The sequence below is a fragment of the Pedobacter sp. B4419 genome (genome assembly GCF_059693725.1).
Genome location: NZ_JCASSL010000002.1, coordinates 2,203,142 through 2,228,295 on the forward strand (window position 1 = coordinate 2,203,142; position 25,154 = coordinate 2,228,295).

24 protein-coding genes and 1 riboswitch are annotated in these 25,154 nt (G+C 42.4%); of the genes, 15 read left to right on the plus strand and 9 right to left on the minus strand.

All coding sequences use genetic code 11. From position 1 onward, the window contains the following. Positions 1 to 57: 57 nt before the first annotated feature. Positions 58 to 954: a LysR family transcriptional regulator gene (locus tag AC570H_RS21040; RefSeq protein ID WP_497358623.1), complete on the plus strand. Its 897-nt coding sequence runs from the start codon at positions 58 to 60 to the stop codon at positions 952 to 954. Here the strand turns inward: AC570H_RS21040 and AC570H_RS21045 are convergent. After that, positions 951 to 1,568: a 2'-5' RNA ligase family protein gene (locus tag AC570H_RS21045; RefSeq protein ID WP_497358625.1), complete on the minus strand. Its 618-nt coding sequence runs from the start codon at positions 1,566 to 1,568 to the stop codon at positions 951 to 953. The genes AC570H_RS21040 and AC570H_RS21045 overlap by 4 nt on opposite strands. Before the next feature lie 162 nt (positions 1,569 to 1,730). Here AC570H_RS21045 and AC570H_RS21050 point away from each other — a divergent pair, with 162 nt between their 5' ends. After that, positions 1,731 to 2,846, plus strand: a complete 1,116-nt coding sequence (locus AC570H_RS21050; protein ID WP_497358627.1) for a transglutaminase domain-containing protein — start codon at positions 1,731 to 1,733, stop codon at positions 2,844 to 2,846. Between the two features lie 153 nt (positions 2,847 to 2,999). On the opposite strand, the gene AC570H_RS21055 is transcribed toward AC570H_RS21050, so the two are convergent. Then, positions 3,000 to 4,307 (minus strand): voltage-gated chloride channel family protein, encoded by a 1,308-nt coding sequence (locus AC570H_RS21055; protein WP_497358629.1) that lies wholly within the window; start codon positions 4,305 to 4,307, stop codon positions 3,000 to 3,002. Positions 4,308 to 4,334: 27 nt separating this feature from the next. Continuing rightward, positions 4,335 to 4,401, minus strand: a riboswitch (Fluoride riboswitch). Between the two features lie 114 nt (positions 4,402 to 4,515). On the opposite strand from AC570H_RS21055, the gene AC570H_RS21060 reads away from it, so the two are divergent. The 7 genes from AC570H_RS21060 (at position 4,516) to AC570H_RS21090 (ending at position 10,792) form a co-directional block, all read left to right on the plus strand. Further along, on the plus strand, positions 4,516 to 4,869 hold the full coding sequence (locus tag AC570H_RS21060; RefSeq protein ID WP_497358631.1) for an S-adenosylmethionine decarboxylase family protein: 354 nt from the start codon (positions 4,516 to 4,518) through the stop codon (positions 4,867 to 4,869). A gap of 184 nt (positions 4,870 to 5,053) precedes the next feature. Beyond that, positions 5,054 to 6,181: a DUF4178 domain-containing protein gene (locus tag AC570H_RS21065; RefSeq protein WP_497358633.1), complete on the plus strand. Its 1,128-nt coding sequence runs from the start codon at positions 5,054 to 5,056 to the stop codon at positions 6,179 to 6,181. Continuing rightward, complete coding sequence (locus AC570H_RS21070) at positions 6,178 to 6,351, plus strand: hypothetical protein (protein WP_497358634.1); 174 nt, start codon at positions 6,178 to 6,180, stop codon at positions 6,349 to 6,351. The genes AC570H_RS21065 and AC570H_RS21070 overlap by 4 nt, the downstream gene beginning before the upstream one ends. Before the next feature lie 6 nt (positions 6,352 to 6,357). Further along, the gene (locus tag AC570H_RS21075) at positions 6,358 to 6,582 is read left to right on the plus strand and encodes a DUF350 domain-containing protein (protein ID WP_497358636.1); all 225 of its coding nucleotides are present in this window, start codon (positions 6,358 to 6,360) and stop codon (positions 6,580 to 6,582) included. Positions 6,583 to 6,584: 2 nt separating this feature from the next. Continuing rightward, positions 6,585 to 8,099, plus strand: coding sequence for a polyamine aminopropyltransferase (locus AC570H_RS21080; RefSeq protein ID WP_497358638.1), 1,515 nt, complete (start codon positions 6,585 to 6,587; stop codon positions 8,097 to 8,099). Position 8,100: 1 nt separating this feature from the next. Then, positions 8,101 to 9,723 (plus strand): FAD-dependent oxidoreductase, encoded by a 1,623-nt coding sequence (locus tag AC570H_RS21085; protein WP_497358640.1) that lies wholly within the window; start codon positions 8,101 to 8,103, stop codon positions 9,721 to 9,723. After that, on the plus strand, positions 9,716 to 10,792 hold the full coding sequence (locus AC570H_RS21090; protein ID WP_497358642.1) for a hypothetical protein: 1,077 nt from the start codon (positions 9,716 to 9,718) through the stop codon (positions 10,790 to 10,792). Before AC570H_RS21085 ends, AC570H_RS21090 begins: the two co-directional genes overlap by 8 nt. Before the next feature lie 58 nt (positions 10,793 to 10,850). On the opposite strand, the gene AC570H_RS21095 is transcribed toward AC570H_RS21090, so the two are convergent. Both AC570H_RS21095 and AC570H_RS21100 read right to left on the minus strand, forming a co-directional pair. After that, entirely contained in the window at positions 10,851 to 11,633 is a 783-nt protein-coding gene (locus AC570H_RS21095; RefSeq protein ID WP_497358644.1) for an alpha/beta hydrolase, read from the minus strand. A gap of 76 nt (positions 11,634 to 11,709) precedes the next feature. Then, positions 11,710 to 12,297: a Crp/Fnr family transcriptional regulator gene (locus tag AC570H_RS21100; RefSeq protein WP_497358646.1), complete on the minus strand. Its 588-nt coding sequence runs from the start codon at positions 12,295 to 12,297 to the stop codon at positions 11,710 to 11,712. A 189-nt stretch (positions 12,298 to 12,486) separates the two neighbouring features. Between AC570H_RS21100 and AC570H_RS21105 the strand changes: the two genes are divergently transcribed. The 6 genes from AC570H_RS21105 to AC570H_RS21130 all read left to right on the plus strand — a co-directional run bounded on the left by AC570H_RS21105 (position 12,487) and on the right by AC570H_RS21130 (position 18,887). Beyond that, positions 12,487 to 14,457 carry a PAS domain-containing sensor histidine kinase gene (locus tag AC570H_RS21105; RefSeq protein WP_497358648.1) on the plus strand — a complete coding sequence of 657 codons (1,971 nt, stop codon included), beginning with the start codon at positions 12,487 to 12,489 and terminating at the stop codon, positions 14,455 to 14,457. A gap of 54 nt (positions 14,458 to 14,511) precedes the next feature. Continuing rightward, positions 14,512 to 14,871: a response regulator transcription factor gene (locus AC570H_RS21110; protein WP_497358650.1), complete on the plus strand. Its 360-nt coding sequence runs from the start codon at positions 14,512 to 14,514 to the stop codon at positions 14,869 to 14,871. A gap of 191 nt (positions 14,872 to 15,062) precedes the next feature. Next, positions 15,063 to 15,491 (plus strand): SRPBCC family protein, encoded by a 429-nt coding sequence (locus AC570H_RS21115; protein WP_497358652.1) that lies wholly within the window; start codon positions 15,063 to 15,065, stop codon positions 15,489 to 15,491. A 190-nt stretch (positions 15,492 to 15,681) separates the two neighbouring features. Further along, positions 15,682 to 17,007 carry a sulfatase-like hydrolase/transferase gene (locus tag AC570H_RS21120; protein ID WP_497358654.1) on the plus strand — a complete coding sequence of 442 codons (1,326 nt, stop codon included), beginning with the start codon at positions 15,682 to 15,684 and terminating at the stop codon, positions 17,005 to 17,007. 104 nt (positions 17,008 to 17,111) lie between these two features. Then, on the plus strand, positions 17,112 to 17,930 hold the full coding sequence (locus AC570H_RS21125) for an SDR family NAD(P)-dependent oxidoreductase (protein ID WP_497358656.1): 819 nt from the start codon (positions 17,112 to 17,114) through the stop codon (positions 17,928 to 17,930). Positions 17,931 to 17,990: 60 nt separating this feature from the next. Continuing rightward, entirely contained in the window at positions 17,991 to 18,887 is an 897-nt protein-coding gene (locus AC570H_RS21130) for a helix-turn-helix domain-containing protein (RefSeq protein ID WP_497358658.1), read from the plus strand. A gap of 298 nt (positions 18,888 to 19,185) precedes the next feature. On the opposite strand, the gene AC570H_RS21135 is transcribed toward AC570H_RS21130, so the two are convergent. The 5 genes from AC570H_RS21135 to AC570H_RS21155 all read right to left on the minus strand — a co-directional run bounded on the left by AC570H_RS21135 (position 19,186) and on the right by AC570H_RS21155 (position 25,154). After that, positions 19,186 to 20,004 (minus strand): L,D-transpeptidase family protein, encoded by an 819-nt coding sequence (locus AC570H_RS21135; RefSeq protein ID WP_497358660.1) that lies wholly within the window; start codon positions 20,002 to 20,004, stop codon positions 19,186 to 19,188. A gap of 64 nt (positions 20,005 to 20,068) precedes the next feature. After that, positions 20,069 to 21,331 carry a sensor histidine kinase gene (locus AC570H_RS21140; protein WP_497358662.1) on the minus strand — a complete coding sequence of 421 codons (1,263 nt, stop codon included), beginning with the start codon at positions 21,329 to 21,331 and terminating at the stop codon, positions 20,069 to 20,071. After that, complete coding sequence (locus tag AC570H_RS21145; RefSeq protein WP_497358664.1) at positions 21,315 to 22,685, minus strand: sigma-54-dependent transcriptional regulator; 1,371 nt, start codon at positions 22,683 to 22,685, stop codon at positions 21,315 to 21,317. Before AC570H_RS21145 ends, AC570H_RS21140 begins: the two co-directional genes overlap by 17 nt. Positions 22,686 to 22,706: 21 nt before the next feature. Next, positions 22,707 to 23,891 carry an ABC transporter permease gene (locus tag AC570H_RS21150; RefSeq protein WP_497358666.1) on the minus strand — a complete coding sequence of 395 codons (1,185 nt, stop codon included), beginning with the start codon at positions 23,889 to 23,891 and terminating at the stop codon, positions 22,707 to 22,709. Positions 23,892 to 23,915: 24 nt separating this feature from the next. Beyond that, positions 23,916 to 25,154, minus strand: coding sequence for an ABC transporter permease (locus AC570H_RS21155; protein WP_497358668.1), 1,239 nt, complete (start codon positions 25,152 to 25,154; stop codon positions 23,916 to 23,918).

Below are 25,154 nucleotides of genomic sequence, written 5' to 3' on the forward strand. Positions count from 1 at the left end.
TTTACTATTAAAATAATATAAATTATATATTTGTATCATAATTATGATGACAAAACAATGGTAAATCTAGAATGGTTTCGCACTTTCAAGGCGATTTATGAAACAGGTTCGCTCACTGGCGCTGCAGAAGCACTTTATATTTCACAACCTGGAGTGAGTCTGCACCTGAGTTCCCTCGAATCTTATGTGGGTTATAAACTTTTTGATCGGAGTTCTCGGAAAATGGTGCCAACGGAGCGTGGGAAAATCCTGTATAATTTTGTGCTGGAGCCCATTGGGAAACTGCAGGAAGCCGAAGAACATTTTAAAAAGAGTACTGAAAAAGACATCCCTACGGTCAGCATCGGTATGTGCTTCGAAACTTTTCAATTTACTTTAGAGCCTTATCTGCCCACTTTGGATTTTAATGTGATTATCAAGTTTGGGGAATACCCAGAAATGCTGGCCGATTTGGACAATGGCATCCTAGATATGATCATTACGCCACAGCGGGGAGATTATAAGAACTTGGTGTACAAGCCATTTTTTAAAGAACGTTTGGTGCTGGTGGCAGGCAAAGAAACAGATACAACGGCATTCGAAAAATTGATCCAAGCAAAAGAACTACCTGAAGCCGAGCAATGGCTAAAAACGCAGACATGGTATGGCACTACTGGTGATATGGAGCACTTGAGGCGCTTCTGGTACCAGAATTTTGATAAACGCCCAGATTTCAGGCCTAACTTTATTGTACCTAATATCTGTTCCATCTTGCGTTGCCTAAGTGGCAGGAGTGGTTTTGCGGTCGTTCCAGACTTCCTCTCTAAAAAAGAATTGGATGCCGGTCAGGTAAAAATCATCTGGGAAGGAGAAAACATCATTGAAAATACCCTGTATTTTGGCACGAGGAGCAAAACTATGTATGCTGAACAACTTGCCCAGATCCAAGAAATCTTTGAAAAAGAGATGGTTTAAAATAGAGCCAATTGTTCGGCTTGGTCTTCTTTTCCGGTAAAGGGAAAATATTTGATCAGCCGATAGCTTTCTTTTGGCTGAAAGGTAACCGGATCGATTTCGCGTTTCATCAACAGCATGCCGTTGGCGGCAAAAGAAGCATTGTATCTTCTTTTTCCCCATTTTTCCCAAGCCAGTTCAAATTGTGGGGCAGCAATGTTTCTGGCAATGGTTAAGTGCAAATTGCTGGTAAATGAAGGCTTAAAAGTATCTAAGGCATTCAGCTTTTTGGCCAACCTGAGCTTCATCGCACTTACGCCACGGGCAATTGGCTTGTTTTTAAGCACATTTACATAAATGGTGCGGTAATTAAACTGTCCAAAGCCAGATAGTTTGATCGTAGTTGGTGGTATGGCCTTGGCCAATTTTTCAAAACCCTCAACAATGGGCCTTTCCATGCTCTCGAACTGTCCAAAATTAGCTAAGGTAATGTGCGGTTTTGACCTTATTGCGCTAGATAAGCCGTAATCATTGCTATAGGCTGTTTTAATTTCCATAATTTCGGCATTTACCCTCTGGTCGGGAGAAAGCAGGAGCAGATGCTCGTAAAATGCATACGCAGTTTTTGTTGCCATGATAAAAATCTTAGGATTATAAAAGCTAATATACTAATATTTTTAGCAAATACAAAATTAAATTGTAGCTATTTTGTTGCTCGATAATAGTTTACCTTTGTTTTGATCATGCAACTTTTAGCCTAATTTCGTCGTCTACCTCTAAAACCAAATCAAAAAACAATGAAGATCTATAGCTGTGCCCTTATCCTGATGGGTGGATTATTTGCCTTTAATGCAAATGCCCAACGAACTTATAAAAACAAACCTCTGATTGCTTCGGGTGTGGAGAGCATCGATATCCGCATTGGCAAAGACTGGTACGAGAAAAGATGGCGTATCTCTCCCCAGGAAGCAAATGATAGCCTTAAGATCAAGCTTTACGAAAAAAGTGAGGACGTAGCTTTTAGAACGGATAAGGACAGCATCGCCTTTAAGATAAATACAGGTGAAACCAAATCGTTTTATATCAAATGGGGTGATAAGGAGCCCGCACATACGCTGGTGTCGGCCTCGCCTTACCAATGGGAAAAGCTCACCTATGGCACTTCGGGCAAGAACAACAATATCAAGATTTTTTACGAAAAACCTGCCGGAACCTATTTCGATACCTTGCGTAACCAATATCCGTTGGCACAGGTAATCAAAAATGATAAAAGCGAGAAAGAAAAAGTATTGTCTATTTTAAACTGGACTCATCACCAATGGAAACACAATGGCAATAGTACTCCATCAAAAAGTGATGCCCTTACGATTTTGAAAGAAGCAAAAGCTGGTGGCGAATTCCCTTGTTTTGCCTATTCGATTGTATTGCGCGACCAACTTATTGCCAATGGCTTTAAAGCTAGGGTACTTTACCTTAAAACCAAAGACGCTTCTACCCGCCAAGGGTCGCCGGGCCATGTAGTGACGGAAGTTTACCTCAACGATTTAAAAAAATGGGCCTATGTAGATGGGCAGTTTAATGCCATGCCAACTTTAAACGGAGAACCCTTAAATGCCGTAGAGTTTCAGCGTGCTTTGAGCCATGATTATGATAAGGTAGTAATTGCCAGCAGAGATAAAATTGTTAAAAAAGACTATGTAGCATTTGCCAACGACTATCTCTACTACTTTGATACCGCTTTGGATAACCGCTCTTTGCCTGCCGGCCAAAGTTTTACCATTGACGGGAAGCGCTCGCTGATGCTGGTGCCAGAAGGTGCCCCAGAACTTAGCAAAATAGATTTCTGGCAGATGAAAGTAGATTACTGCATTTACACTCGTTCAATGCAGGATTTTTACGCCGTGCCTAATTAATTTAGCTATTGTTGGTGTTCTTCACCAGTGATTTAGAAAAACCACTATGGTCTGATCGCACAAGAATATTTCCTTTATTTGTTGGTGAAGAACACCAACAAATACACAGTTTTTGCTTTACAAAGAAGGGTACACCCAACTCATGTTAATTGATTAAAGTTCTTCCAGTCGCTTATTATTGAGCGTCTTGAAGCGACTTTGTTTGGCCTCGCCAATTACCTGGCCACGGTAAATGCCGTTATTGCCCGAAATAAGGTAGGCAGTTACACAGGCAATGGCCACATATAGGCCACAATCGGCACCGAATAGCTCTATGGCCATTACCGTACAGGCCAAAGGCGTATTGGTAGCGCCAGCAAATACCGCTACAAAACCCATGCCTGCCAATAAGCCGGTAGGCAAGGGCAACCAAAACGAAAGTGCACTGCCCAAGGCCGCACCGATAAAAAAGAGGGGAGTAACTTCTCCACCCTTAAAGCCGGTCGACAAGGTTAAGATGGTAAAGGCTATTTTCAGTATAAAAACTTCAGGTCCTAGTTGCGTATTAAAAGAGGTAATTAGCGTTGGGATGCCTAAGCCAATATATTGTGTAGTACCTAGTCCCCAAACTGCTGCAACAACAATAATTCCTCCAATAACTGGTCTCAAAGGTGGATACTTGATCAATTTCTTGAATGTGGAACTGGCCAAATGCATGAGTTTGCTAAAGCTGGCTGCGCATAGTCCAAAAGCCAAGCCGGCAACGAGCGCATAGAGCATGGGCAATAGCGAGATATCGGGAATGCTATTGATCTGGTAAGCCGTATGGTGGACATGCCAAAGCCTGGTTGTTAAATCGGCTAAGATAGCGGCCATAAATGCCGGAAAAATAGCGTCGTATTTCAATTTGCCAATCAAGAAAAGCTCTAATCCGAATACCGCTCCAGCCAGTGGCGTGCCGAAAACCGAACCAAAGCCAGCGGCCACAGCAGCGACCAATAAGGTTTGCCTATCGCTTTTGCTGAGCCTTAAAGGTTTGCTCAACTGATCGGCTATGGCGCCGGCCATTTGCAAAGCCGTACCTTCTCGACCGGCAGAACCTCCAAACAGATGTGTAGCCATAGTGCCCAGGTAAACAAAAGGCGCCATTTTAAAAGGAATGGTTTGTAGCGGTTCGTGATAGGTTTTAATGAGCAGGTTATTGCCCGCCTCAACATCTTTGCCATAATAATGATAAAGCAAACCGATGGCTAAACCCGCAAGAGGTAAAAGCGCAATGATCCAAAGATGGTTTTCTCGATAGGCCGTTACCCAATTTAGGCTTTCTAAAAAGCCAGCCGAGGCCGATCCAACCAATGCGCCAATCACTGCACAAATGCATAGCCATTTAAACAAATAAGGTAGGGTGGGGTACTTTCTGCAAAATAGGCGAAATTGCAGGCTTGCTTTTTTGCTGAGGTTTTTTTGTGTTTTTAAAGGCATAACGATCCTGATTAAATGTTTTAACATCCATAACCAGGCGTCATCAGCTTTTTTAGGGCGGTTCAATTAGGAAGACACCATTTCCTTCAAACAAATATAGGCACTGCTGCCCAAAAGCGCAAGAGCTACAGGGATATCGATATTGAAAATATTGGCGAAGTAAAAAACTTTGCTATTTTTGAGAATCGCTTTTGATTTACGCTTTTCAATGATCTACCAACCGGGATTACACATACTTTCTGAATTCGATTCGAAGAAAACCGAGTATTTATCAGCCCATGCCCCTTGCAGAATTTTTTTTGATGGTTTAGTGCAGCAGCATGGCTTGGCAAAGGTGGGCGAGGTTTACCATGATTTTGACGGCGGCGGCTTTACTGCAGTCATCTGTTTAACCGAGTCGCATTTATCTATTCACACCTGGCCTGAATTTGGCTTGGCTACGTTTGATATCTTCCTCTCTAACTACCAAAAAGACAATACCGAAAAAGTGAAGGCCATCTGTAAACAGGTGCTTGATTTTTTTGAAGCAATCGAACGTCAACACACGGAATTGATCAGATAATATGGCTAGTACCTCATTAACTTCGTTCCCAATACCCGAGACTGTTGATTGTCCGCATTGCAAATTAACAATCAAGTTGCTTGATCCGGCGGGAAGCGAATTTTGCACCTGCAACCATTGTCAATCTTTTATCCAGTTTATTGATGAAAAACCTGTCAAATTAAAAAATATTGGGGATTTTAGATTGGATACGGTTATCCCTTTGGGAACAGAAGGAACGCTCAAAGGTATCCCTTTTAAGGTGATTGCCATTCTTGAAAAAGATGAACATAATCCTGCCTATACCTGGCATGAGTACCTGCTCTACAACTATGAAAAGGGTTATGCTACCCTAAGCGAGTACCAAGGACATTGGAATATCATTTTTGGCAATAACTTTTTGCCTGGTCTTGATAAAATTGATGATGTAGTGATCAATTACGAGCGGGCAACTTACCGGCTGTTTAATAAGTATTCTCCATTTTTGGTGGCAGCTAAAGGCGAGTTTGATTGGAACATCTACGAGGAGAGGTTAAGAATTAGAGAATATATCGCTCCGCCATTTATCATTTCTCAAGAAATTGAAAAGGGCAGCAGTAAAGAATACCAATATTATAGAGGCGAATACCTAGAGCCGGCTGCTGTTGCACAAGCCTTTAATTTAGAAGTCAAGCTCTTTCCCGAGAGGCAAGGGGTTGGAGCTAATCAGCCATCAAAAGCCCAGCTGCTGTGGCCATGGGTAATTACAACCACTTTATTTTTGATGCTGGCCGTATTTGTGATCGAACTGGTGCGTTCTCAGATAAGGCCTGAGAAAAACATTATGGCTGAAACCTTCAATCTCACCTACGAACCCCAAAAAGGTGCCAATGAATTTAAGGCCTTTCGCTCGCCTACATTTGAGGTAGATGAGGTTTCTACTGCCTTGGATATGGAACTGAGTTCTAGTCAAGTAAACAATAACTGGCTAGAAGCTACCGTAGTTTTGGTAAATGAAGCAAGTAACAAGACCTGGGAGGTGACCAAGGGAATAGAATATTATGAAGGTGTTGAGGATGGAGAGCGTTGGAGCGAAGGCGAACGGACCACAAAGGTGCTGCTCTCAGAAATTCCCAAAGGGAAATACCATTTGAATATTTATCCTGCATCAGGAGATTCGGGATTAAGTTCGATGAGCGTAAATATTAAGGCCAATACCATCTTATGGAGAAACATTGTGGTTTGGCTGCTTATTTTATGTGCCTATCCCATTCTTGTTTTCTTGCGGATGCAATTTTTTGAACGTAGGCGCTGGCAGAACAGCGATTATTCACCTTTTGGAAGCAACTCATGAAAAATACGGCTAGATATATTTATTTGGTACTGGGCATTGCCTTCGTTGGCTATTATGCCTATTCCTCTTATTATGGCAGGGCCATTTTTGGAGACAAAGTAGAGAAAAATACCGAGTACACCGGCAATAGGATTTACCGAGGTTACGGAACTAGATTTCATCATAAATAAAAAGATATGACTTTTAACGATCTAATTAATTACAAATACGTTACGGCCTCCGTGCTGTATTCGGTGCTGGGCATTATTATCCTGGTCGCAGCCTTCTGGATTATCGAAAAAATTACGCCAGAAAATCTTTGGAAGGAAATTGTGGAGAAACAGAATATCGCTTTGGCCATTGTATGTGCCGCGTTTATTTTGGCCATTGCACTGATCATCAGTTCTTCTATTCATGGTTAAGGGTGACTAAGAGACTACCAGCTTTATTGTTGATTTCTGTGTTTGTAGTAGCCACTTGCGGGCTCATCTACGAATTGGTTGCGGGTACATTAGCCAGTTACCTGCTGGGTGATTCAGTGACACAGTTTTCGACCATCATCGGTCTTTACCTCTTTTCGATGGGGATTGGCTCATGGATTTCTAAATATTTTGACAAGCATATCTTATTCTGGTTTATCCAGATCGAAATCCTTGTAGGTATTGTAGGAGGCACCAGCTCAAGTATTTTGTACTTGGTTTTTGAAAGCGTAGCTTCTTTTCGCATTGTTCTTTACAGCTTGGTGGCGATGACGGGTATTTTGGTAGGGCTGGAAATTCCATTGCTCATGCGGATACTCAAAGACAGGTATGAATTTAAGGACCTGGTTTCAAAAGTTTTTACCTTCGATTACATTGGTGCTTTATTGGCTTCCATTGTATTTCCGCTGCTCCTCATTCCTTATTTGGGGCTAATCAGGACCTCTTTTCTTTTTGGTATCCTAAACATTATCATAGCCCTGATTGTATGTTTTGCCTTCGAAAAGGAAATCAGGAGGGCAGCTTACCTCAAAACTGCTTCTATGCTTTGCCTTTTTGCATTGCTGATTGGCTTTGTGCTGGCCAATAACATTACCAGCTATGCCGAGAGTTTGGGCTACAACGATACCATTATCTATTCTAAAAGTACTTCCTATCAGCGTATCGTGCTTACCAAAAGAGCCAAAGTGCTCAAGCTTTACCTCAATGGCAACCTGCAGTTCAGTTCAGATGATGAGTACCGTTACCACGAAGCTTTGGTGCATCCCGGCCTGGCCGCCTTGCCAAAGGCACAAAATGTATTGGTAATGGGTGGTGGCGATGGTTTGGCAGTAAGGGAAATTTTAAAATATCCAAACGTAAAAAAGATTACTTTGGTAGACCTGGATGCTGGCATGACCAATTTGTTCAAAACCAGTAATCTTTTGGTCGATCTCAATAAAAAGTCCTTGCTTTCGCCTAAAGTGGAGGTCATCAACGCTGATGCATTTACCTGGGCCCGATCGCAAAAAGGGCGCTACGATTTTATCATTGTCGATTTCCCCGATCCTTCCAACTATTCGGTGGGCAAGCTATACACCAATACCTTTTATAAATTGATACACGATTTGGTTGCGCCCGATGGAATGATCGTGGTACAATCTACTTCGCCTTATGTGGCGCCAAAATCTTTTTGGTGCGTTAACGAAACATTGCAGTCGGTTGGTTTTTTTACCATACCTTATCATAATTATGTGCCATCTTTTGGCGAGTGGGGCTACATATTGGCCAAACCACAACCCAATTATAAAATACCCCAAACTTTTCCGGCAGGTACCAGATTTATCTCGCCACAAAGCTTAAACCAAATGCTTTATTTTCCTAAAGACATGGCTAAGGTGAAAACCGAAATCAATAAGCTGAACAATCAGGCTTTGGTTAAGTATTTTGAAGAGGAGTGGGGCGCCGTAACCTATCAGTAACATGGCCTACAGTTTTAGCAGAAAAGGATTTTTATTACGAGCCGGCTTGGTCATGGGCACGACTTTGTTGCAAGGCTGTCTCAAAAAGATAAAATCGACTGGTAAATATAAACACATTGAAGGCAAGCTAATGGGGCCTAATGCCAAAGCGGGCCATATGCTAAGGGATAAAACGCCATTGCCTGCGCCTACAGCAACAAGAACGGTCGATACCCTGATTATTGGCTCTGGTATTTCGGGACTATCGGCCGGTAGATGGCTAAAACAGCAAGGCTTTGAGCACTTCGAAATTTTAGAATTGGAAAACCATGTTGGTGGCAATTCGCATACGATGAACAATCGTGTTTCGCCTTATCCCTTAGGTGCCCATTACATTACCATCGCCAATAACGAAAACCAGCATCTGATCGATTTTTTGAAAGAAATCGAAGTGATTTCGCATTTTGAAAACGATTTGCCGGTATACAATGAATATTATCTGTGTTTCGATCCCGAAGAGCGGTTGCTCCTTAATGGACAATGGCAGGAGGGGATCATTCCAAAGTTTGGCGCATCAGCAAAAGACACACAGGAGCTGGAAGCTTTTTTTAAAGAGATCGAGCAATTGAGGGAAGCAAGAGGAACCGATGGAAAATATGCCTTTAATATTCCGGTTGATCATTCTTCTGCCGATGAAAGCTATCGCAAGCTTGACCAGCTTTCTTTTAAGCAATACCTGCAGGATAAAGGCTATGGTTCTAAATATTTGTATTGGTATTTAGAATATTGTTGCAAAGACGATTATGGGCAAAAGCTGGAAAAGGTTTCGGCTTGGGCCGGACTGAATTATTTTGCTGGCCATAAGGGCAAGGCGGCTAATGCTGCACCTGGGGCAGTGTTAACCTGGCCCGAAGGTAATGGCTGGTTGGTACAGCGTATGGCAGAAAAGCTCAGTGAACATATCCGAAAATCGAGTATGGCTGTTGGCTTGGAAATGAGACCTGATGGGCGGGTTGATGTAAAAGTTCTCGACCTGTTAGCAAACACGGTGTCAGTTGTTGTGGCTGAACATGTGATCATGGCCTCGCCCCAATTTGTAAACCAGCGTATTTTAAGTACAATAGATAGAAGTTTTGCTGCCGATAGAATAACCTATGCGCCATGGATGGTGGCCAATGTTACCGTTAAAGGCTTTCCTTTTGAAGGCCTGGCATGGGATAATGTAGCCTATGGAACGGCTTCTGTGGGTTATGTATATGCCGGACAGCAACGTTTATTGGTCAGCCAAAAAGATAAGGTCATCAGCTTTTATTTGCCTCTTTGCGACTACGAGCCACGCTTATCGCGTTTGGCAGCTTATGCGCGCAGCTATGAACAATGGCTTGACCTGATTATTCCGGAGTTGGAGTTTATGCATCCTGGCATTACCGATTTTATCGAAAATGTAGATGTATGGCTCTGGGGGCACGGAATGGTTAGTCCGAGTGTTGGCTATATTTGGGGAAAGGATAGGCAGGCGGTTAAACGATCAATAAACAATCGGATTTTCTTCGCCCATACCGATTTAAGTGGCATTTCTTTATTTGAAGAAGGTTTTGAACAAGGCATAAGCGCCGCCAAAGAAAGATTAGCTCAACATGGATAAAACTGAACAAGTCGCTAAACAACCCTGGCTCAATTCGCCGGTTTCGGATCTGGTTTTTATCTTGTCTCCACCCTTTGTGTCGTTGTTGCTGGTGCTGTTGTTTCCCGCTCAATTTAAGGTAAGCAATGCCATGCCTTTGCAATACTGGCTCATCTTGGTGGTTTTTGTTGATGTTGCCCATGTCTATTCTACTTTGTATCGCACCTACTTTAACCCCGGCGCCCTATTGCAAAACAGGTACCTGCTTACACTTATTCCGATTGGCTGTTATGTAGTGGGCGTAGTACTTTATCAGTTGGATTCGCTTTGGTTTTGGCGGATACTAGCCTACCTCGCAGTATTTCATTTCATTAGACAACAGTATGGCTTTATGCGACTGTATTCAAGAAAGGAAAATGCAGGAAAAACCATCAAACTGATCGATAAAATAGCCATCTATGCCGCTACGATCTATCCAATTTTATATTGGCATTTAAAGGGCAACCGCAATTTCAACTGGTTTATTAATGGCGATTTTTATTATTTCAATTCACCCTTGCTGCTTCAGTTTTCAAATTGGATTTATGTACTGGTTATAGTAGTTTATATTTTAAAAGAGACAGTGGTTTTGTTAAGGGGAAATCAATTCAACCTGCCTCGAAACCTTTTGGTTATCGGCACTTTTTTGTCATGGTATTTCGGTATTGTTTATTTCAACGGCGATATGGCCTTTACCACTCTAAACGTAATTTCTCATGGTATTCCCTACATGGCGCTCATTTGGTTTTTTGAAAAAAAGCGATACCAAAAGCAAAGCGCTTCGGCCAATAAATTGTTACGGCTCAGCTTTGGCCATTACGGCATAGTGCTGTTTATACTGGTTATTATAGGGTTTGCGTATGTAGAGGAAGGTTTATGGGATGGTTTCGTTTGGCGCGAACATGAACAAGTGTTTGGCTTCTTTTCCCATCTGCCGGTAATTGAAAACGCAAGTTTGTTAGCCTTTTTGGTGCCGCTTTTATCGTTGCCCCAATCAACCCATTATGTATTGGATGGATTTATTTGGAGGCGATCAGCCCACAAAAAATAGCCTTGCCAACTATTTTCGTTTGCAAGGCTAAAAGAAGGGATGTTTCGGTTTGGCTTTGTTAATGTGCATCGATCCAGTTTAAAATATAATCGGCATTTTCTCTCCAGGTTGCTTGTCCCAATACAAAGTGGTTACGACCTTTAAATTCTTTGAAATCGGTAATAGAATCTGTGTTTTTGTATCTTTTGTAATTACTGTAGTTTAAGGAGGCAGGCATAATATTGTCTTTTTCTCCGGCCACGAACAACAATGGTGCATGTGCTTTTTTAAAGTCTATTTGAGCCGCACTACTGAGGCCATCTCTAGAAATGCGTTTAGATTCTGGAATAACATTAGCGTCATAAGCTTCTTGTTGCTCGGCCAGCGACATGCCATTGGTAAAGGCATATTGCCACTGCGGAAACGACATCAGAAAGGTGTTGTTGGCTGAAGTAAAGAAGCCTAATGGTCCCCAGGTAGCTTTATAGAAAGAGAACTTGGTGGCCAATACGCCTTGTGGAGGCACAGAGTGGATGGTAACGGCAGCGGCGGCCAAGCCACGGTTCAGCAACAATTGGGTAATCAATCCGCCCATAGAGTGGCCAATGATGATTGGTTTTTCAGGCAATGATTTAATGATATCGGCGAAATAATCCACCACTTGGGTTAATCTTAAAGAGGCAATGTCTTTGTCTGGATGTCTTTGCCTAAGTTCGGCTGCAGGGGCATCTTTAAAAGGCCAGGCAGGTGCCAAGGTGGTATAGCCTTGTTTTTCGAAATAGGTTTTCCAATCGTCCCAGCCATGGTGGCTTACAAAGTTTCCGGTAACAAATAATACGGTTTTAGAATTGATAGTTTTCATGATCTTGTTTCTTTTAATTTGATAGACCAAATTTCCGCACTATTCCTATCAATAATTTTAACCTAGGTTAAAATCGTCAGCGCCCTACCATTCTTTTTCTGATCCGGCTTAACGATGGACCTTGAATGCCCAAATAAGAAGCAATATGATACAAAGGCACCACATTCGTAATATCGGGATGGGCTGCCATCAGTTCCGTATAACGTTGTTCGGGCGTTTGAAAAATAAAATCTTCGGCCCTGCCCATGGCCAAATTAAATGCTTTTTCGGCAATGAGCCTGCCAAAACGCTCCCACTGGTGCGATTGTTTGTACAGCTGTTCCAATTGGGCATAAGTAATATACAAAATGTGGGCATTTGTCATCGATTCGGTATGGTAGTTACAAGGTGCCTGGTTTACGAAGCTTTTGTAAGAAACAATAATCTGATGCTGCGAAAAGAAAAAGATGTTCTTCTCTTCGCCGGTATCGGTATTTACATAGTACGTTCTGAAAACACCATCTATAATAAAGCCCAGGTGTTTGCATACGTTTTTGTATTCGTTATAAAATTCGCCCTTCGCATATTGTTTTTGTTGCCAAAAAGGGGCGGCGAGTGCGAAGGAATCTTCGTCTATGCCGGCAAAGGCATGAAGTGCATGTTTGAGCAAAATAAGGTCGGCCATAGGGATTAAGCGCTTAAAACATAAAGCTAAAAAATTTAAATGGAAGAGATAAGATGGAAATGGAGCACCTCACAATTTGCAGTTAACATTATACCATTGAGTTGGCTACAATATATTTTAAACAAAACTACCCCTTAAATTGTACTTAATCTTTAGTACCTTAACCACAAGGTGACAAGCAAACAACTAATGAAGAATAAATCGCAGGCAGAGCTGAGCACATTAGCCAAAGTTATAGAAGGTTTTGGCGATGCTATGTTTTCTCAGGACCTGAACAACAACATTAATAGCTGGAATAAAGGTGCAGAGAAGCTATTTGGCTATAGCGAAGAAGAAATCATAGGCAAAAGCATTAATGTGCTGGTACCCTTGAGACTTGAACACGAGCAGGACGAGATTTTAAATGATATTAAGCATAAAGACACTATAGTTAAGTTAGAAAGCTATAGGTCGCAAAAAAGTGACAAAGAGGTATTTGTTTCTTTGATTGCCTATCCTTTAAAAAATGATGTGGGGCAATTGATTGGGATTTCTTACGTGTTGCGTAATTTAGGCATAGAAAGATTTACCGATGAGAAGCATAATTTGTTGGCCTCCATTATCGAAGGCTCTGACGATGCCATTATCAGCAAAACGCTCGAAGGCTATATTACCAGCTGGAACGAAGGCGCATTTCGTATTTTTGGCTATACGGAAGAAGAGATGATTGGGCAGCATGTTACCAAGCTAATCCCTCCATACAGAATCCAGGAAGAAGATCGGATTATCACCAATATCAAGGAAGGCAACAGGATAGACCATTTTGAAACTACGCGCCTGCATAAACTGGGGCATGAGCTGGATATTTCCCTAACCGTTTCGCCCGTGAAGGATATTAATGGTTTTGTGGTAGGGGCTTCAAAAATTGCCAGGGACATTAGCCAGGAAAAACAAGCAAAAGAAATCATTAACCAGCAGGTTAAGAAACTACAAATACTCAATTCTATTGGTAAGCTCATTTCCGAAAAAATGGATGTAGAGTTTATCTTGCAAAAAGTAACCGATGCCACTACGCAATTGGTTGGGGCTGCTTTTGGTGCTTTCTTTTACAATACAATTGACGAAAATGGCGAGGCTTTTATGCTGTACACCTTATCTGGCGTTCCGCGTTCGGCTTTTGAAAAATTCGAGATGCCCCGTAATACAGCTGTTTTCGATCCAACATTTAAAGGAGAAGGAGTAGTAAGGGTTGATGACATCACGAAGGATCCGCGGTATGGAAAAAACAGCCCGTATTTTGGCATGCCAAAAGGACATTTGCCTGTAGTAAGTTATTTAGCTGTTCCGGTAGTTTCTACCAATGGCAATGTGCTGGGAGGACTGTTCTTTGGCCATCCAGAACCAGGCATATTTAAGGCTGAACATGAAGACCTCGTAGTGAGCTTGGCCTCGCAGACTTCGGTGGCATTGGATAATTCCAAATTATTTGAGGAAGTAAAGGAACTCAGCCGAAAGAAAGACGAATTTATTGCCCTTGCTACCCACGAACTCAAAACGCCGTTAACTTCCATGAACGGTTATATGCAATTGCTACAGAAAAAGATAAACGACGAGAGAAACTCGGTTTTTATCAACAAAGCCATCAATCAGTTGGCCAAACTTAATGTCCTGATCACCGATTTGTTCGATATTGCCAAGGTACAGGCAGGTAAGCTGCAACTTGATATAGAGGAAATCGAATTGACCAGTTTCTTAGACGAGGTAATCGAAGGCTTAAGAACCACCACCAATACCCATCAGCTCAGCTATCAGCATGGAGAACCGATTTGGATAGCGGGCGATAAAATAAGACTGGAACAGGTAATGACCAATTTAGTTGGCAATGCAGTCAAATATTCGCCAGAGGCCAACCAGGTTGATGTTGAGGTGAGGCTCGAAAATAATGAAGCAGTGGTTTCGGTAAGCGACAAAGGCTTTGGCATCAGCAAAGAAAACCTGAAGGGTATTTTTAGCCAGTTTTATAGGGTAGAGGGCATAAACAGCAATATCTCTGGCTTAGGTTTAGGCCTTTACATCAGCAAAGAAATTGTGGAAAGGCACCATGGGCAGATAGAAGTAGAGAGCGAATATAAAAAAGGTTCGGTTTTTAGCTTTAGGCTTCCGGTAATAGAAAAAAAATGAAACAGGCCGAGATAGATTTTGTTTATCAATAAGGCCCTACATTACACAACCCACATGAAGAAAAACATTTACATTGTTGAAGACAACGAAGACATTAGGGATTTGATTGGTTACATCCTGGTAGGCGACAATTATGATGTGACCATGTACCCTGATGCCACCTCTTTTACGAAGGCAATTGAAGAGGCTCATCCTGATGTGATTGTGCTAGATATCATGTTGCCGGATGGAAATGGCCTCGAAATTTGCAAACAGCTCAAGGCTGATCAGCAATTTGCCGATATTCCGATCATACTAATGTCAGCCAATGCCCAAAAGAAAGATATGTTCAAAGAGGCTTGTGCCGAAGATTTCATCAGCAAGCCCTTTAATATCGACGATTTCCAAAATCGGGTTGAACGCTACCTCGATTAATTACAACTCATCTCTTATTGTTTTAGCTTTATTGCCTGGTTTTGGGCCTTAAAACTATATCTATGTAGCCCATTCACTGGTGATGGCGTTATTTGCACCCTATATTTGTCACATTTGCCCATAATCAGTTTCCAAATGTTGCCCTAACTTTACCTTCATCAAAACGAACAAAAAAAATTAAAAATAAAACAATGGAAACTGCAACTAAAACCCCAATCACCGTTAGCGCCGTAATTAATGCGCCTGTAGAAAAAGTTTGGAAATCGTGGAACGAGCCCGAGCACATCACCAAATGGTGCCAAGCTTCGCCAGACTGGCATGCGCCCTATGCCGAAAATGATCTTCGTGTAGACGGAAAATTCAAAACTACCATGGCTGCGAAAGCCGGCAGCTTTAGCTTCGACTTCGGTGGCGTATATAGTGAGGTAGAACCACACAAACTGATTGCCTATGCCATGGAAGACGGAAGGAAAGTAAAAATCGTATTCGAAGACTTGGGCATCAGTACCAAGGTGACCGAAACTTTTGATCCAGAAGATACCAATCCGATTGAAATGCAACAAGGTGGCTGGCAAGCGATTTTAGATAGTTTCAAAAAATATACAGAAGAGGAAGCGTAAGTTTTATGCATCCAATATCCTCGCTGGCATAAATGGGGGATGGTGAATAATCCTCCCCCTGCACCCTCCAAAGGGGGACATGCATGATGGCTGGTGGTGAAATAATAGAATGCAAAATTTGAAATAATTTGCTTATTAGGTGAGCTAAGGACTATCTTTAAAACTAGAATCTACCCTTAGTTATTTACCCATGATCAACAATTTTTTAAAAGGAGCTTTGGTGCTCTTTCTCATTTGTTTATTTCAGCCATCAAAAGCCCAGCAACGCCCTAACATTGTCCTCATCTTAGCCGATGATTTGGGCTATGCAGATTTATCTTGTTATGGCAATCCAGTAATTGAAAGTCCATTTTTAGATCAGATGGCTGCCAAAGGCGTAAAAGCCACCAATTATGCGGTTACGTCGCCCTCGTGTTCGCCTTCGCGCGCCAGTTTGTTAACGGGCAGGTATCCAACCCGATTTGATATTCCATCGCCATTGGCTCCTGGCCAAAAACAGGGCTTGCCCGCTGCAGAAGTAACCTTGGCCGAAATGTTAAGGGCACATGGCTATAAAACGGCTATGGTAGGCAAGTGGCATTTGGGCGATCACCACGAAAACCTGCCCATGCAACAGGGCTTTGAGCAATATTATGGCATGCTGTACAGTCATGATTACCACCCGCCCTATGTAAAAACGGATTCTACCTTAAAAATCTACAGAGGCAACAAACCCGAAATTGTACAGCCTGCCGATAGCTCGCTCACCAATTTATACGGCAAGGAAGCCATCAGCTTTATCAAAAAGCAAAAAGCCAATCAGCCTTTCTTTTTATACCTGGCCTATAACATGCCCCATTTGCCGGTGTACTTTGCGGCACAAAAAAACAAGAACAACCTTGAAAAAGGAGGTGAGTTGGGTTTTGTGATCAACGAAATGGATAAAAGCATTGCTGCGGTTTGGAAAGCAATAGAACAGCAAGGCTTTGCCAAAAACACCATCTTTATCTTCTCCAGCGATAACGGTCCTTGGTCCAACTATCCCGACAGGATGAGTGATGATCAGGTAACTAAACGCAATCATGCCGGTTATGCCGGAATTTTTAGAGGCAGCAAAGGCACGAGCTACGAAGGTGGCGATCGGGTTCCTTTTATCTTTTACTGGCAAGGACAAACCCAGCCCACCGTATTGAAAAAGCCCTTAACCTGCTTGGATCTCTTGCCAACCTTGGCCAGTATTACAGGAAGCACTTTACCCAAGGGCCAAACTTTGGACGGCGAAAATGTAAGAAACCTGCTCACTGGAAAAAATTCGCCGGCACACCAGCCTTTCTATTATGTAAACAACGGGGTGCCCGAAGCGGTTAGAGATGACATTTGGAAGCTCCGACGCATCAAAGAGAAGAATGAAACTACCATTGAACTGTTTAACCTCGAGGCCGATCCGGCAGAACGGGTTAACCTCAAAGCCGATCATCCAGAGCTGGTTGCTAAGCTTACGGCAAAGCTTGATCAATATTCTTACGGAAAAAACTGATAGGTTTTTTGTGCCTTTCGTAAAATCGTATCAGTAATTCCCACTTTTGTATAAATCTCTTGGCAAGCGCCTGTATAACTTTGTTGTATCAAATTAATTCAGCAATGTCAAAAACAATTTTTATTACAGGAGCATCAAAAGGTTTCGGAAAAATCTGGGCCGAAGCTTTCTTAAAGCGTGGCGATAAAGTAGTAGCCACTGCCAGGAATCTAACTGCACTCAGCGATTTGGTTCAAACCTATGGCAATTCAATTTTGCCTATCCAATTAGATGTAAACAACCGTCAGGCTAGTTTTGATGCAGTGGCTAAAGCCAAGGCACATTTTGGTAGCGTAGATATATTGATCAATAATGCCGGTTACGGACTCTTCGGTACCATTGAAGAAACCACAGAGCAAGAAGCCCGCGATCAGATAGAAACCAATGTGTTCGGTCTTCTATGGGCGACACAAGCCGTACTTCCGATTATGCGTGAGCAAGGTAGTGGTCATATTATTCAAGTATCGAGTGTATTAGGCGTGGTAGCTACACCAGTATTGGGCGTTTATAATGCGTCGAAATTTGCAGTGGAAGGCTTAAGCGAGACCTTGGCCGGTGAGGTGAAAAACTTCGGGATTAACGTAACCTTGGTAGAACCTAATGCTTTCTCTACAGACTGGGGTGGCGCTTCAGCTACGCATAGCAAATCGTTGGCCGTTTATGACCAAGTGAAAGCCGATTTTCAGGCAAATATGACCGATGATTTTTTTGGTGTACCAGAGGCCACTATCGACGCCATTTTGAAACTAGTAGATGCGCCACAGCCACCGTTGCGTTTGTTTTTAGGCAAGGTAGCTTTTCCATGGGTAAAACAAGTGTATGAGCAACGTTTGGCCACTTGGGAAGAATGGGCTGATGTGGCTACTGCCGCACATGGCAAATAACTGACCGAAACTCGAGAATCCATGTTTATCTTTACATGGATTCTTCTAATTCTTTAGGGTATGAAACATTATAAAAGTTTGTACGAACTGCATGCCGATTTGCATTTTCCGGCACCAGAGCATCCGCTGATCAGCCTCGTAAGGTGCAATGTAGATGAGGGATGCCATGCATCTGGCATGGAATTTACCAGCGATTATTATATCATCGGCTTTAAAAAAATGCGTGCCGGCATGATGCTGTATGGCAAAACGAAATATGATCATGACCAAGGTTCGATGTCATTTATTAAGCCTCGGCAGGTCATGGCCATCAGAGACTTAGAGCTGGAAGAAGACGGCTTTATGATTTGTTTCCATGAAGATTTTTTGAATGGACATTTCTTGCATAGCGATATTAAGAAATACGGCTATTTCGATTATGAGGTAAACGAAGCCTTGCATTTATCGCCCAAAGAGGAGCAGACCATTTGGGAGCTTTTCCATAAAATTAACGACGAATACAACAATAACCAAGACGAATACAGCAGGGGCATTATGCTCACCCATATCGACTCGATATTGAAGTATGCGCAAAGATTCTACAGGCGCCAGTTTATTAACCGTACCGACTTATCGGGCACTACGGTTTCTAAATTCAACGAGGTACTTTCAGGTTATTTTGACAAAGGCCAACTGGCCGAAAAAGGATTGCCCACGGTACATCAATTGGCCGATCGGTTAAATGTCTCTTCGCGATACCTAAGCGATTTGCTGAAGCAGGAAACCGGTAAAACCGCCATGGAATTGATCCATATCTTTTTGGTGGGCGAAGCTAAAAACATGCTAACTGGCGCTGAGCAAAGCGTAGCAGAAATTGCCTATACATTGGGCTTTGAAAATCCGCCATACTTTTCGAGGCTGTTTAAAAAAGAGGTAGGGATGAGCCCGAACGAATTCAAAAAACTGAATTTGAATTAAAGGAGAACTCAAAGTATTAAAGGTTAACCACCTAAGACACCTAAGAGAATAAGAACTATGTTTCTATATGGTTGATAGGCTCAGGTGGCCTCAGGTTTCTAAGGTGGTGAAAGCAAAGAAAAACTTCTTTCCTCCACCCTGCACCTCCAGAGGGGGACAAGAATGATATATAAAAGAATCGCCAGAAAAGAAATCGTCATGCCGGACGCCGATCCGGTATCTCAGGATGACGGGGCGCTAAGGCTTACAGGGAACTAAGGCCATTTATTGGGATTTTTGGCCTGAATTTCCTGTTTGCTTATTTCCTGATTTCGATTATCGCCCCGGGAACGATATGTTCGAACAAGCTGTCTATATCTTTATTGGCTAAGGCAATACAACCGGCCGTCCAGTCTTTTGCATTCTGTTTAGCAGGCGTTGTGCCATGGATCATGATGCCTACACCAGGCTTTACGCCTCGTTTTTTGGCCAATAACTTATCTGCCGCATCGGGATATGAAATCCAAAGGCTTTTATAGAAATTATCTTCACGAACCATTTTATTGTCGAGGTGGTAAATGCCTTCGGGTGTTTTTCCATCGCCATCGCTTACCTTGTTGCCGATCGGTGAGAAACCTAAATTAATGGGCAGCTCCAACAATTGAACACCTTTTTTGGTCACGAACAGTTTTCTTTTGCCCTTTAATACCAATACGTGATCGCCCATGGCTAAGGTGCGTGCAATCTCCTTCAATTTCTCAGGCTGTTTAACAGGGGCGGCACGGTTTCTATAAGCTTCCCATCTTTCTACCCGCGCAATCCCATAATCATCTTTTCTAAGCGAGTCCATGGCACTTTCGCTAAAGCTTTGGAACTTCCATTGGCCTTTGTCTTGGTAAATCATCGCCTCTTGGTTAAAAAGTGGCTTAATGTACTGGCGGAATTTTAAAGGCTTGCCGTTTTGGTCTTCGACCACTACATTGGTATCAATGTTCTTTGGCAGGTGCTTTAATAAAGTATCATTCCAAAGTACAGTTGTTGGTTCTGCGGTTTTGACCGCTTGAGGACTTTTTGCCAATAGCCAAACCCAAGCGCCAGCCATTAAGGCGAGCAATAAAAATACGCCGGAATATTTCATGTTGTAAACCTTTAAACTAATTTATTTAAATTATAACTAATTTTATAGTTTTTATGAAATAATTTTAAAAATAAATGGTGAAATGGGTTTCGCCAGGGCGGTTGGTCTTTAATGAAAATTCAAAGCCATGGTTCAGCAAAATCTCTCTTACCAAGGTTAAGCCAATGCCTTGCCCATCTTTTTTGGTACTGAAAAAGGGACTGAACAATTGTTCGTTATGCTCTTCGGAAATCCCAGGGCCGTTATCGGCAATGATCAGCTTTTTCTCGCTTGGTACCAAGATAAATTTAACGAGCCCATTGTCGTTTACGGCTTCGGTAGCGTTTTTAACAATGTTGATCAAGGCCTGTTCCATTTGGGGCGTATCTGCCTGGATATAAAACGGCTCATCAGGAAGCTCAGACTCAAACACAACGCCTTTTTGCGAAGCATTGAAATGCAACAGTTGCGCGATAGATTTGAGCAGGGCCGTTAAGTCTAAGGATTGGCGATGGATAGCCGGAAGCTTTACCAAATCGGCCAGGTTACGCATAAACAGATTCAGGTTTTGGTTCCTCTCCAAAGCAATTTCTAAGGCGTTTTGTAATTGGGCTTGCTTGGCATTTTTCCATAAATCTGGCGTTTGCAAAGTGGTGCTGATAATCGAATTTACTGGGCCAATGGTATTGTTCACTTCGTGGGCCATCATTCTGATGACCTTGCTGTACGTTTTTTTCTCGGCTTCGAAAATCTCTGCGGTTACTTCTTCCAGCAAAATAAAAACCCGCTCAAAACCTCGGTCTATGAAATGAGATTTTTGCACTTTATAGGTTCTCAGGCCTTGCAATCGGATAATCTTGGAGCTACCAACCTTGAGCTTGTGTACGTATTTTTCCAGTATTCCTGGATTTGCTGTTAAGATAGCCGTAGCCTCTGGATTGATTTGTTTCACCTGATGGTCGAAATCTAATACAATAATGCCAGTGGGAGAGGTATGGATCAGTTTTTCCAAGAAAAAATGTTGTTCCTCTTGTCTGGTTCTTTCTTCGCGTAGTTCATCGATCATCTGGTTGTATACGCCAATCAGCGAATCGACTTCTCTCTTGCCTGTTGGCAAAAACTTAACCGTAAAATCGCGGTCTTTGATGGCATTAATTCCTTCTTGCAAATAATTTAAGGGCCTAATGAGCTGTTGATAGAGGTTGAGGGCAATCAGAATGGAGAAAATAACCAATACCTCTGCAATGATGAAGATAAGCTTGTCTTTTTCGAAAACAAAATAGCTCAATAACAAGGCCGCCAAATGGATGACGACAATGAATACGATATATTTAATCTTCAGCCTCATTGAACGGAATTTGGTATTTCTCAAGCCTGCGATAAAGTGCATTGCGGGTAATGCCCAATGAAGCGGCGGCTTTGCTGATCCTGTTTTTATGAAAGCTCATGGCCTGGCGAACCATGCCTTCTTCCATTTCTTCTAAAGTCATGGTGCCAACGCCAGGCAATTGGTTCTTGTCTTTTTTGGCAGGAGAAAGCTCTAATTGCGATTGGAAGTCTTCAACGCCCAACAGGTCATTGCCACTCACCAGTACGGTTCGTTCAATCAGGTTTTTCAATTGCCTGATATTGCCCGGAAGTGGCAGTTTTTTGAGCCATTTTATGGCTACAGGAGCTACCGATAAAGTTGGACGGTTATAGATTTCCTTCATGTTTTTGATAAAGAAATCAACCAGCAAGGGAATATCGTCGGGCCTTTCTCTTAAGGCTGGCAAGTGCACGCTGATCAGATTGATGCGGTATAACAGGTCTTCTCGGAAAAGTCCTTTTGAAACCAGTTCGTTCAGGTTTTTGTTGGTGGCGCAAACTACGCGGGTATCTACAACTTTGCTTCGGCTGCTGCCTAAAACTTCATAGGTCCTATCTTGTAGCACACGGAGCAGTTTTACTTGGCTTCCACTTTCTAAATCGCCAATCTCATCTAAAAATATGGTGCCCTTATTGGCCAATTCAAAGCGACCGGCCCTGTCAAAGCGGGCATCGGTAAAGGCACCTCTTACATGGCCAAACATTTCACTTTCGAAAAGAGAAGCCGAAATGCCACCCAAATTCACTTTTACGAAAGGCTTGTTGGTCCGTTTACTGTTTTGATGGATAGCTTCTGCAATCAGTTCTTTCCCGGTACCGCTCTCGCCGGTAATGAGCACAGAGGCGTCGGTGCCGGCTACACGGCCTATGGTTTCCAAAATGGCAATCATTCGCGGATCTTCACCAATAATCTGGTTAAAGTTATATTGTTTGTCCAACTGCCTACGGTTTTGTTGAGCTGGCTTTTGGTCTTGTAACGTGAGCAATGTTTTTACCGACTGGAGCAGATGGTCGTTGTTCCAAGGTTTGTTGATGAAATCATTCGCACCTAATTTCATCCCTTCAACGGCCAATTCTATGCTGCCCCAGCCGGTAATCAATAACACGGGCATCGCATGTTTTTCCCTAATTTTTTTGAGCAAAGCCATCCCTTCTTTTCCAGAAGTATCTATAGAAAAGTTAAGGTCGAGAATAACCAGCTCAGGTGCATGCTGGCTGATCATTTTTAAGGCTTCTGTAGCATTATCGGCACCAAGCGCTTCGTACTGATGGTGCTGCAGCAATAAAAGCAAAGAGGTTCTAACGGCAATGTCGTCATCAACAATTAGGATCATATGCGAAGTTAAGATAATGAATTAATCTTCGTGCAATGCAATTGCCGGATGTATCGCTGCTGCCTGTTTGCCCGGATAAAGCGAACAGATAAAAACGAGCAGGTAAATAAAGCAAATAGACAATAGCATAGCGATAATATACACATTAGCAGGCAAATCAAATACATTGAGCAAAGGGAATTGGACAGCGAAAAAACAACCTACAATTAGTGCCATAGTAGCCAGGATAAGCGATTCGCTCACCAGTTGGTAAGAAACCGATTTGCCACTGGCACCAATAGCCCGGCGCAGTCCTATTTCGCCCTTGCGCTTGTTGATGTTGTACCAGAGCACGCCAAACAGGCCCAAGGCCACATTGATTACGAGAAAACCGGCAATGATAATAAAAATGATCATCGGGATGATGGTGGCGCTGTTCTTTTGATCGCGCAGCTCATCTAGGTGCGAAACCTCTATGGTAGCATTGGTCATAGAGTTGGCCATGAATTTATTGAGCTTGCTTTCAAAAGCGGCATCGGCATCAGGTTTTACCTTTACCAAAACATTGCGTTGCCATTTGATAGAACCGGTATCTATCCGTACAAACATAGCGTTGCCTGCAGGGTAAAAATCGTCGGTGGTCTTGATGTCTTGCACTACGCCAATAATTTTCATCTTTTCCTTGTCGTCATAATCGCCTATAAATTTTCCGCTTGCCGTACTGTTGCCGAAAATGGCGGTTTTTAGCGTTTGGTTAATCAATATGGGCTTGTCTTTGCTTACGGCATCATCGGCATTGAACCATCGGCCTTCCAACAGGTTAACTTTCATTACTTTGCTGTAGTTGTCGTCTACCTGATAATGATTTACAAAGTCGTATTTTTTGCCTTTGTAATGGATGCCTGTACTCATGCTGCTGCCAGAAAAAGGATAGTTGGCGCTTACAAAACTCACCGCCTCTACCTTTGGCATGGCCTCTAGGCTGGTGCGCAGATTGTCGTAATAGGCAATGGCCGAATCAATGGTTTTAAACTTTGGCGGTTCGCTGTAGTTGATTGGCCATATTTTTTGGTCATCGAAACCCAATGGCTTTCTGTAGTTCTGGTAATAAAATACCAAGAAGGAGCTTACCGTAAAGATGACCAAGAAAGACACCAGTATTTCTGAAAGGAACAAGAAATTTTGTTTCTTTTTGTTCCATAATAATTTGAATAAATGCTTAAACATGATAATTTCTTTTTAAGTGTGAGCCTATTGTGCCTTTAATGCTTTAACTACGTTTAACCTCGACATGCGCCAGGCAGGATATACGCCAGAAATGAGCCCAAAAAACAAGCAGGCTAACAAACTATAGCCCAAAACCTTAAGATTGAAGGTAAGGTTGAGGTTTGGGATGAGGTTCGAATCGTTGATGATATAAATAGCCAGCAAAGACAAAACAATACCGATAAGGCCACCAAGCAAGGTAAGGATCAGATTCTCTACAATAAACTGATACACCAAAGTTTTAGAGGAAGCCCCAAAGGCCTTGCGCACCCCGATTTCTGAAGAACGTTCCATGATTCTGGTAATGTTGATATTCACCAAATTGAGTGTAGGCAAAAGCAGAAACAGGAATACCACCAAGCTGCTGATGGTGATGGCCTTGGTTTTGCCAGAATTGGCGCCATCGCCCAACATTCCTCTGGTCTTGCTCTCAAAAAATGGATCGGCATTGCTGTATAACCTGTCGTATTGTTTATCTGGAATAGGTACTTTGGTCATCATTTTATCGAACTCGGCCTTCATTTGAGGCACATCAGCCTTGTTTTTGGCCAATAAAATGGCACTGTAGCCCCCCATCAGCTCCGCTTTTTTATAATCGGATTTTGATACGGTGTAAGGAAGATAAACATCGCCATAAACATTGTCCATGGTTCGAATTACGTTATCTACCACGCCAATTACACGATAGTTTACATTGTCTACTAAGATGTATTTGCCTATTACGCTAGCCAAATCGCCAAAATAAGCCTTCTTGGTATCGGCAGAAATTACCGCTACCCGGCTAGCCGCTGCAATTTCTTGGGTGTTATAAGGTTTACCTTCCAAGAATTTATATTCCAATACTTCCCAATAGGCCGCATTAGTGTATTTGAAATTGATGACTATTTTCTTGTTGTTGATATAGGCATTGGTGGCTTGAGCACCCGAAGAAATAGCTATTTTCTCGGGCGTTTTAAGTGTTGATGCATAATGATCAAAAAAGTAGAAGGAAACACCACTTCTATTGAGCCAGCCTTCCTTGGTGTTTCTGAGTTCCATGGTACCTACGTACAAACTCCGGTCTCTTTTAAAATCAGGATAGCCCGCACTTAAAATTTTATCTAAAAACGCAGTGGCAACCATGAGGATGGTGAGCGTAAAACTGATACCGAATAAGCTGATGAAAGTGAAGAACTTTCTTCGCTTGAGTACCGCTATGGCTATTTTGAAATAATTTTTTAGCAT

What these genes read in the sequence shown, in the direction of transcription:
- AC570H_RS21155 (WP_497358668.1), bottom strand. Translation starts at nt 25,154, where the DNA reads ATGCTAAAAAATTATTTCAAAATAGCCATAGCGGTACTCAAGCGAAGA.
- AC570H_RS21140 (WP_497358662.1), bottom strand. Translation starts at nt 21,331, where the DNA reads ATGAGGCTGAAGATTAAATATATCGTATTCATTGTCGTCATCCATTTG.
- AC570H_RS21120 (WP_497358654.1), top strand. Translation starts at nt 15,682, where the DNA reads ATGATCAACAATTTTTTAAAAGGAGCTTTGGTGCTCTTTCTCATTTGT.
- AC570H_RS21130 (WP_497358658.1), top strand. Translation starts at nt 17,991, where the DNA reads ATGAAACATTATAAAAGTTTGTACGAACTGCATGCCGATTTGCATTTT.
- AC570H_RS21095 (WP_497358644.1), bottom strand. Translation starts at nt 11,633, where the DNA reads ATGAAAACTATCAATTCTAAAACCGTATTATTTGTTACCGGAAACTTT.
- AC570H_RS21070 (WP_497358634.1), top strand. Translation starts at nt 6,178, where the DNA reads ATGAAAAATACGGCTAGATATATTTATTTGGTACTGGGCATTGCCTTC.
- AC570H_RS21105 (WP_497358648.1), top strand. Translation starts at nt 12,487, where the DNA reads ATGAAGAATAAATCGCAGGCAGAGCTGAGCACATTAGCCAAAGTTATA.
- AC570H_RS21075 (WP_497358636.1), top strand. Translation starts at nt 6,358, where the DNA reads ATGACTTTTAACGATCTAATTAATTACAAATACGTTACGGCCTCCGTG.
- AC570H_RS21145 (WP_497358664.1), bottom strand. Translation starts at nt 22,685, where the DNA reads ATGATCCTAATTGTTGATGACGACATTGCCGTTAGAACCTCTTTGCTT.
- AC570H_RS21125 (WP_497358656.1), top strand. Translation starts at nt 17,112, where the DNA reads ATGTCAAAAACAATTTTTATTACAGGAGCATCAAAAGGTTTCGGAAAA.
- AC570H_RS21085 (WP_497358640.1), top strand. Translation starts at nt 8,101, where the DNA reads ATGGCCTACAGTTTTAGCAGAAAAGGATTTTTATTACGAGCCGGCTTG.
- AC570H_RS21115 (WP_497358652.1), top strand. Translation starts at nt 15,063, where the DNA reads ATGGAAACTGCAACTAAAACCCCAATCACCGTTAGCGCCGTAATTAAT.
- AC570H_RS21045 (WP_497358625.1), bottom strand. Translation starts at nt 1,568, where the DNA reads ATGGCAACAAAAACTGCGTATGCATTTTACGAGCATCTGCTCCTGCTT.
- AC570H_RS21040 (WP_497358623.1), top strand. Translation starts at nt 58, where the DNA reads ATGGTAAATCTAGAATGGTTTCGCACTTTCAAGGCGATTTATGAAACA.
- AC570H_RS21100 (WP_497358646.1), bottom strand. Translation starts at nt 12,297, where the DNA reads ATGGCCGACCTTATTTTGCTCAAACATGCACTTCATGCCTTTGCCGGC.
- AC570H_RS21055 (WP_497358629.1), bottom strand. Translation starts at nt 4,307, where the DNA reads ATGCCTTTAAAAACACAAAAAAACCTCAGCAAAAAAGCAAGCCTGCAA.
- AC570H_RS21110 (WP_497358650.1), top strand. Translation starts at nt 14,512, where the DNA reads ATGAAGAAAAACATTTACATTGTTGAAGACAACGAAGACATTAGGGAT.
- AC570H_RS21060 (WP_497358631.1), top strand. Translation starts at nt 4,516, where the DNA reads ATGATCTACCAACCGGGATTACACATACTTTCTGAATTCGATTCGAAG.
- AC570H_RS21050 (WP_497358627.1), top strand. Translation starts at nt 1,731, where the DNA reads ATGAAGATCTATAGCTGTGCCCTTATCCTGATGGGTGGATTATTTGCC.
- AC570H_RS21150 (WP_497358666.1), bottom strand. Translation starts at nt 23,891, where the DNA reads ATGTTTAAGCATTTATTCAAATTATTATGGAACAAAAAGAAACAAAAT.
- AC570H_RS21135 (WP_497358660.1), bottom strand. Translation starts at nt 20,004, where the DNA reads ATGAAATATTCCGGCGTATTTTTATTGCTCGCCTTAATGGCTGGCGCT.
- AC570H_RS21090 (WP_497358642.1), top strand. Translation starts at nt 9,716, where the DNA reads ATGGATAAAACTGAACAAGTCGCTAAACAACCCTGGCTCAATTCGCCG.